Below are 6205 nucleotides of genomic sequence, written 5' to 3'. Positions count from 1 at the left end.
GATGTCCTCCTCTTCCCGGCCATGCGGCCCGAAGCCGCCGGCGAGGGCCCCGCCGGCGACGCCTAGGAAGGACAGCGTGCACTACTCCTGGAAGGTCGGGTTCCGCTACCTGCAGCCGCGGCGGCGGCATTTCCTCATCTCCGTCCTCACCTTGATCGCCACCACCGGGGTCATCTTCGCGGTGGCGGCGCCGCAGATCACCCTCTCGGTGATGAACGGCTTCGAGACCGAAGTGCGCCGGCGCGTGGTCAACACCAACTACCACGTCATCGTGCTGTCCCAGAAACCGTTCACCGACCACGCGGAGACCATGGAGCGCCTCAGCCGGCTGCCCGACGTGGTGGCCCAATCGCCTTTCGTACGTCGTGAAGCGGTGCTGGCTCTCGGCAGCGGCGCCCGGCTCACCCAGCGCTTGCACGGCTGCATCGTCCTCGGCATCGAGCCGGCGAAGGAAGCGCAGACCACCCGGGTGATGCAGACGATCAAGCCGGACTTCGTGGGCTTCGACACCACGCTCTTCGACGCCGTGGACGCCCGTCACTATCCGGGCATCGTCCTCGGCTTCGAGCTGGGCCGCGATCTCGGCGCCAGCCTGGGCGACGTGGTCACCCTCGGGGCGATGAAGGACATCCCGCCGGAACAGCGAGGTTTGGAGAAGCTGGACTTCAACCGCAGGGACTTCCGCGTCGTCGGCTTCCTCAACTCCGGCTTCTACGAGTTCGATTCCCAGATGGCCTACATCGACCTCACGGAGTCCCAGGACTTCTTCGGCTTCGAGGGCCGTGTCTACGGCATCGGCGTCCGGGTGCGCGACTACATGGAGGCCGACCGGGCGGCGGCGCGCCTCGACACGGAGTTCGGCATGCCGTACTACACCAACAACTGGATTTCCATGTTCCGCAACATCTTCACCTGGATGGAAACGGAACGGAAGCTCATGTTCCTCCTCTTCGTGCTCATCATCTCCATCGCCGTGATCACCGTGGTCGGCATGTTGACGATGATCGTGATGGAAAAGCGCAAGGCCATCGGCATCCTCAAGGGCATGGGGGCCACGCGAGCGGGGATCATGAGCATCTTCGTCATCCACGGCACCACCATCGGCGTCCTCGGCGCCGTGCTCGGCAGCGGCCTCGGCTGGCTCGGCTGCCAACTGGTGGACCGCATCGGCATCGCCCTGCCCGGGGACGTCTACATCATCGACAGCCTCCCCGTGGCCATGCGTCCCGACGATTTCCTCCTCGTCTCGCTGGCGGCGGTGCTCCTCTCCTTTGCCGCCACCCTCTATCCCAGCTGGGAGGCGGCCCGCCTGGACCCGATCGAGGCCATCCGCTATGAGTAGCCCCGGCTTGCGGACCCGCGCGAGCCCGGCGTAGATTCTCGTTGTGGAGGCAACCTGGCGTGACAGCGGTACTTAGGGCGTCGGATCTGAGCAAGACCTTCGGCCGCTTGCCGTCCCAGGTGGAGGTCCTCCGGGGCGCCTCGCTGGAGATCGAACGCGGCGAGCTGGTGGCGGTGGCGGGGAGCTCGGGGAGCGGCAAGAGCACGCTCCTGCACATCCTGGGCGGCCTCATGCACCCGGACGCCGGGCGCGTGGAGCTGGGTGGCGAGGATCTCTACGCCCTCGGCGACCGGCAGCGGGCGCACCGGCGCAGCCGGCGGGTGGGCTTCGTCTTCCAGATGCACCACCTGCTGCCCGAGTTCACCGCCCTGGAGAACGTGGTGCTGCCGGCCCTCATCGCCAAAGAGCGCGAAACCACGGCGCGCGCCCGGGCGTTGGAGCTCCTGGAAGCGATGGGCATCGCCGGGCGCGCCCGGCACAAGCCTGGGGAACTCTCGGGCGGCGAGCAGCAGCGTGTCGCCGTGGCCCGCGCCCTGGTGAACATGCCCGAGGTCGTCCTCGCCGACGAGCCCTCGGGCAATCTGGACCGGGACAGCAGCGAGGCCTTGCTGCGGCTCCTGGAGCAGCTATCGCGGGAACGCCACCAGGCCTTTCTGGTCGCCACCCACAGCCCGAGCTTGGCACGGCGGGCGCAACGCACCCTGGTGTTGAGCGAAGGCGTGCTGCGGCCCTTGCAGCAGTTGGAGACCGTCCTGTGAGCGACAAGGCACTGTGCGAACTGTGCGAGAAGAACCCCGCCTCGGTGCACTACACCGAGATTGCCGAGGCCCGGGTCGCCAAACTCTTCATCTGCAGGGGCTGCGCCGAAGAGCGCGGACTCCTCGAGGAAGGGCCGGACGTGGACCAGCTGCTCTCTTCTCTCGCCAAGCCGGAGAGCGAGAGCGCGCCGCCGGCGCCGGCCTTGCGCTGCAGCCGCTGCGGGCTCACCTTCGCCCAGTTCCAAGAGCGCGGCCGTCTCGGCTGTCCGAGCTGCTACGCCGGCTTCGGCGAATCGCTGCTCAAGTTGTTGCAAGAGATCCACCGGCAGACGCGGCACACCGGCCGCCGCCCCGGCGGCAGCGCTGTCGGCGGGGAGAAGCGCGAACGTCTGGGACATCTGCGCCGCGAGCTCGAGCTCGCCGTGCGCACCGAGGACTACGAACGCGCGGCGCGACTGCGGGACGACATCCGGGCCACCGAGAGCGGCGCGGTGCTCCCGGCGCCGGCGGCGCCCGCGGCAGGCCCGAGCGCTGCCCGCTCGGTGAGCGAGCTGGTGCGCCGCCCCAGCGTATGGCTGCGCGGCGAGGGTCCGGAACAGGAGATCGTCCTTTCCACCCGCATCCGCCTCGCCCGCAATCTGGCGGACCGCGTCTTCCCCCAAGGTGCCGGGCCGGAGGCACGGGCCGCGGCGCTGCGGGAAATCCTGGCCCGCACTGAAGCGCTCGGCCTGGAGAGCGGCGAGCTGCGCCTGGTGCTGGCGCCGCTGCAACCGGTGGAGCGCCGCATCCTGGGGGAGCGCCAGCTCTTGAGCCAGGAGGTGGTGGACGCGCCGGCGGAGCGCGGCGTCGTCATCGCCGGCGACGAGAGCGTCTCCTTCATCATCAACGAGGAAGACCATATGCGCCTCCAGGCGCTGTGCAGCGGCCTCGACCTGGAGCGCGCCCAAAGCGCGGCGACGCGGCTGGAGGCGTCCTTGGAGGAACGCCTGGAGTTCGCCTTCGACGACGGCCTCGGTTTCCTCACCGCCTGTCCCACCAACACCGGGACGGGCATGCGTGCCTCGGTGCTCCTGCACCTGCCGGGGTTGGTACTGGACAACCGCATGGAGGGCGAGCTGGCAGCGCTGCACCGTCTTGGCGTCACCGTGCGGGGTTATCACGGCGAGGGTTCGGCGGCGCTGGGGAATTTCTTCCAGGTCTCCAACGCTCTCACCCTGGGACTGCGGGAGGAGGAGATCCTGGAACGTCTCGAAGGTGTCACCCACGATCTCATCGTCAAGGAGAAGCAGAGTCAGGAAGCGCTCCTGTCCAGGGCACGGAGCTTGCTCGAAGACCGCATCTGGCGTTCCTACGGGATCTTGCGCCACGCGCGCAAGCTCAACGCGCAAGAGACCCTGCAGCACGCTTCCATGTTGCGTCTCGGTGCGAGCACAGGCATCCTGGATCTGTCGCGGCAGGTGCTGACGGAGATCCTGACCTTGGGACAGGAAGCGCACACGGAATTGCTCGCAGGCAGCGACGGTGACGCGGTGCAGCGCAGCATCTGGCGCGCCGCGGCCATTCGCAAGCGACTCGAGGGCTCGCAGAACTGACGGCGCCGGTGGTATAGTGACGCGGCTGCGCGGAGGCAGGCGATGAACGATCGATTCACCGAACGGGTCAAGAAGGTCCTGTTCCTGGCACGCGACGAGGCGGGCCGCCTGCAGCACGACTACATCGGCACCGAGCACTTCCTCCTCGGGATCGTCCGCGAGGGCGAGGGCATTGCCGCCAAGGTGCTGCAGAACCTGGGGCTCTCCTTCGAGCAGATCCAGCAGGCGATCGAGAAGATGGTGGCGCCGAGCGGCGGCACGCTGACCATCGGCGAGATCCCCTTCACGCCGCGGGCGAAGCGCGTCCTCGAGCTCTCCGTCGAGGAGGCCCGCCTGCTCGGGCACAACTACATCGGCACCGAGCACCTGCTGCTCGGCCTCATCCGCGAGGGCGAAGGTGTGGCCGCCCGGGTGCTCATCGAGCTGGGCGCCGACCGCAAGCGCGTGCGCGAGGAGACCCTGAAGCTGCTGGGCGGCATCGGCACCACCCAGCGCAGCAGCGCCAAGAAGGAAAAGCGCGAGACCCCGGCGCTCGATCAGTTCGGCCGCGACCTCACCACCCTGGCCGGGGAATCCAAGCTGGATCCGGTCATCGGGCGGGAGAAGGAGATCGAGCGGGTCATCCAGGTGCTCTCCCGGCGCAAGAAAAACAACCCCGCCCTCATCGGCGAGCCCGGCGTAGGCAAGACCGCCATCGTCGAGGGCCTGGCGCAACGCATCGTCGGCGGCCAGGTGCCGGAGGTCCTCAAGGACCGCAAGCTGGTGACGCTGGATCTGGCATCCGTCGTCGCTGGAACGAAATACCGCGGCCAGTTCGAGGAACGACTGAAGGCGGTGATGAACGAGATCCGGGAGTCCGAGGACGTCATCATCTTCATCGACGAGTTGCACACGATCGTCGGCGCCGGCGGGGCCGAGGGCGCCATCGACGCCTCCAACATGCTGAAGCCGGCGCTGGCCCGGGGCGAGTTGCAGTGCATCGGGGCGACGACGCTGGACGAGTACCGCAAGTACATCGAGAAGGATGGCGCCCTGGAGCGGCGCTTCCAGCCCATCTTCGTCAACCCGCCGACGGAAGAGGAGACGATCAAGATCATTTTCGGGCTGCGGGACAAGTACGAGGCCCACCATCGCGCCAAGATCACCGACGCTGCTGTGGTCGCCGCCGTGAGCCTGTCGCAGCGCTACATCAACGACCGTTTCCTGCCCGACAAAGCCATCGATGTCATCGACGAGGCCGGATCGCGGGCGCGCTTGTCGATCAGCAGCGTGCCCACCGGGGTGCGCGAGCTGGAGCAGCGCATCGAACAGGTGTCGAAGGAGAAGGAGTCCTGCATCCAGGCGCAGGAGTTCGAGAAGGCGGCGAGCTACCGCGACCGGGAAAAGGAGCTGCGCGAGCGGCTGCGGCAGATCCAGGACGAGTGGAAGGAGAAGCGCAAGGAGCAGGAGGCGATCGTCGACGAGAGGGACATCGCCACCGTGGTCGGCGAGATGACCGGCATCCCCATCGCCAGCGTCGCCGAGGGCGAAACGGAGAAGCTCCTGCGCATGGAGGACGAGTTGCGCAAGCGCATCATCGGCCAGGAGGACGCGGTGCACGCCGTCTCCCGCGCCGTGCGCCGCAACCGCGCCGGCCTGCGCAACCCGCGGCGCCCCATCGGTTCCTTCATCTTCCTCGGCCCCACCGGGGTGGGGAAGACGGAGATGGCCAAGGTGCTGGCACGCTTCCTCTTCGACGACGAGGATGCGATGATCCGGGTGGACATGTCGGAGTACATGGAGAAGTTCGCGGTGAGCCGCCTCATCGGCGCGCCCCCGGGGTACGTGGGTTACGACGAGGGCGGCCAGCTCACCGAGAAGGTGCGCCGCAAGCCCTATTCCGTCGTGCTCCTCGACGAGATCGAGAAGGCCCACCCGGACGTCTACAACATCCTGCTCCAGGTGATCGAGGACGGGCAGCTCACCGACAGCTTCGGGCGCCGGGTGGACTTCAAGAACACCGTCCTCATCATGACCTCCAACGTGGGGGCGCGGCAGCTCAAGGCGGGCGGCGGCCTCGGCTTCGGCAAGGAGGAAGGCGAAGCCTTCAGCGACATGAGCGGCAAGATGAAGGACGAGATGCGAAAGATCTTCAACCCCGAGTTCCTGAACCGCATCGACGAGACCATCATCTTCAAGCCCCTCGGCCGGCCGGAGATGCAGCAGATCCTCCAGATCATGCGCACCGACCTCGAACGGCGGCTGAGCGACCTGGACATCCATTTCGAGTTCACCCAGGCAGCGGAGGAGTTCCTCATCTCCCAGGGCTTCGACACCAACCTGGGGGCGCGGCCCTTGCGGCGCGCCCTGCAGTCCTACCTCGAGGACCCGCTCTCGGAGCGCATGCTCCGCGGCGAGCTCGCCCGGGGCGGCAAGGTGCGGATCGATGCCGGGGACAACAAGCTGCTCTTCGAGGTAGAAGGTACGGGCGTCACCCCTTAGGGGGCGCCAGGACGCGACACAGGGCCCGTGGC

4 protein-coding genes are annotated in these 6205 nt (G+C 67.7%); all 4 read left to right on the top strand.

Features of this window, described 5'->3' with window-relative positions; genetic code table 11:
* Nucleotides 1-76 precede the first annotated feature (76 nt).
* The 4 genes from VFE28_04695 to VFE28_04680 are packed head-to-tail and all read left to right on the top strand — an operon-like array spanning nucleotide 77 to nucleotide 6173.
* Nucleotides 77-1342 (top strand): FtsX-like permease family protein, encoded by a 1266-nt coding sequence (locus VFE28_04695; protein HZM15282.1) that lies wholly within the window; start codon nucleotides 77-79, stop codon nucleotides 1340-1342.
* A 59-nt stretch (nucleotides 1343-1401) separates the two neighbouring features.
* Nucleotides 1402-2100, top strand: a complete 699-nt coding sequence (locus VFE28_04690; protein ID HZM15281.1) for an ABC transporter ATP-binding protein — start codon at nucleotides 1402-1404, stop codon at nucleotides 2098-2100.
* Complete coding sequence (locus tag VFE28_04685) at nucleotides 2097-3692, top strand: UvrB/UvrC motif-containing protein (GenBank protein HZM15280.1); 1596 nt, start codon at nucleotides 2097-2099, stop codon at nucleotides 3690-3692. The genes VFE28_04690 and VFE28_04685 overlap by 4 nt, the downstream gene beginning before the upstream one ends.
* Nucleotides 3693-3734: 42 nt before the next feature.
* Entirely contained in the window at nucleotides 3735-6173 is a 2439-nt protein-coding gene (locus tag VFE28_04680; GenBank protein ID HZM15279.1) for an ATP-dependent Clp protease ATP-binding subunit, read from the top strand.
* Nucleotides 6174-6205: the final 32 nt, after the last annotated feature.

The organism is Candidatus Krumholzibacteriia bacterium (genome assembly GCA_035649275.1).
Classification (GTDB): domain Bacteria; phylum Krumholzibacteriota; class Krumholzibacteriia.
This window is presented reverse-complemented; position numbering and strand designations above follow the sequence as displayed.